This is a genomic window from Kribbella pittospori, from assembly GCF_004331465.1.
Taxonomy (GTDB): domain Bacteria; phylum Actinomycetota; class Actinomycetes; order Propionibacteriales; family Kribbellaceae; genus Kribbella; species Kribbella pittospori.
Window position 1 is genome coordinate 1 of sequence record NZ_SJKB01000067.1, and the last position, 1,499, is coordinate 1,499.

The window sequence follows — 1,499 nt, forward strand, 5'->3', positions numbered from 1 at the left end:
ATGAGATTCCCTAGGTCAACCTCAGGGCGCGATTTGCATGGCGCCTCCGTGGAGCTGGGGGTTGTAGGTGGTGTGGTTTTGCCAGCAGCGCCAGATGACGCGGACCCAGGCGCGGGCCAGGATGCGGACGGCGTGGGGGTGGCGTTTGCCGCGGGCGATGGCGTCGTTGTAGACCTTGGCGGCCCAGGGGCTGGCGTGGCGGGAGTCGTCGGCGAAGTCGATGAGGGCGTTGCGGAGTTTCTTGTCGGCGGCCCAGCGGAATCCGATGCCGCGGTACTTGCCGCTGGCACGGGTGACGGGTGCGACGCCGGCCAATGCGGCCAGGGCCTCCTCGTCGGGGAACCGGGCGCGGTCGTCGCCGATCTCGGCCAGCAGGGCTGCGGCACGCACGCCGTGACCGGCTTTGGGCAGGCTGGTGAAGATGTGGGCGTCGGCGTGGGCGTCGAGGCGTTCGATGATCTCAGCTTCGAGCTCTCGTTCCTGGGTGCGGACCGCTTCGACGGCGCGGAGCAGGGCGTGGACGCAGGCGGTGTGGCCGTCGGCTTCCTCGGCCGACAGGCCGGCGACAGGTGCGTCGTGGACGCGGGTGAACAGTTCCTCGACCGGCTTGCGTCCGCAGTAGGCGATACGGCGCAGGAACGCGGCGAACCGGGCCTGGGTGAGCCGGGCCGCAGTGTGCTGGGTCGGGTAGCGGCGCAGGAACGCGATCGCGACGTCACTGTCCAGGCGGGCGAACAGGCCGATCGCACCGGGGAAACAGTGTTCCAGCTCGGCACGCAGCTGGTTGACCAGCCCGACGCGAGCCTCGACCAGCTGCTTGCGGGTCCGCGACAGCGACCGCAACACCTGGGTGGCGTCACTGTCCTGGGTCAACGGCGTGAGCCGATGGCCGTCGGTGCGCAGCACGTCGGCCAAGAGGTAGGCGTCCCCGGCGTCGGACTTGGCTCCCGAGCCGCGGTAGCGGCTGCGCAGGCCCTTGACCTGACGGGGCGTGATCACGAAGACCTGGTGGCCGGCGTCCAGGAGCGCCTCGACCAACGGGCCATCGCACCGTTCGATCGCCACGCCGCCGACCCTGAGCTTGGTCAGCCGCTTAACCAGACCGGTGAAGGTCTTGCTGGTGTTCGTGATCTCGAAGCGCCCGTGGATCGTGCCATCCTGGTCGACCACGCAGATCATGTGAGTCTTACTCGCCCAGTCGATGCCCGCGAACAACTTCCGGTCGTCTCGAGTGGACATCTGCCCGCTCCTTCCAGTGATGATGGATATCGCACCGTCGGTGTCGGGAAGCCGGCCCGGATGCTCACTGCGTGGCGGTCCAACCCGCGTATCCCTAGCGCCGGTGTCAGCTTCCCGGCCCGGCGGCTGCCGCAGATCTCATCGTGGTCTTCACAAGACAAGCGCCCTCGGCGGTCAGCCACCGGCCAGCGGTTCAACAAGAAGCCTCACCACACACTCCCCGAACTGGCTACTACTGAGGGGATGGTGCACCAGTGAGC

The 1,499-nt window shown here is 68.1% G+C and carries 1 protein-coding gene; it reads right to left on the reverse strand.

What is annotated here, in order from left to right; genetic code table 11:
* Positions 1–21 precede the first annotated feature (21 nt).
* Positions 22–1,239 carry an IS110 family RNA-guided transposase gene (locus tag E0H73_RS45645; RefSeq protein ID WP_131367573.1) on the reverse strand — a complete coding sequence of 406 codons (1,218 nt, stop codon included), beginning with the start codon at positions 1,237–1,239 and terminating at the stop codon, positions 22–24.
* Positions 1,240–1,499 lie beyond the last annotated feature (260 nt).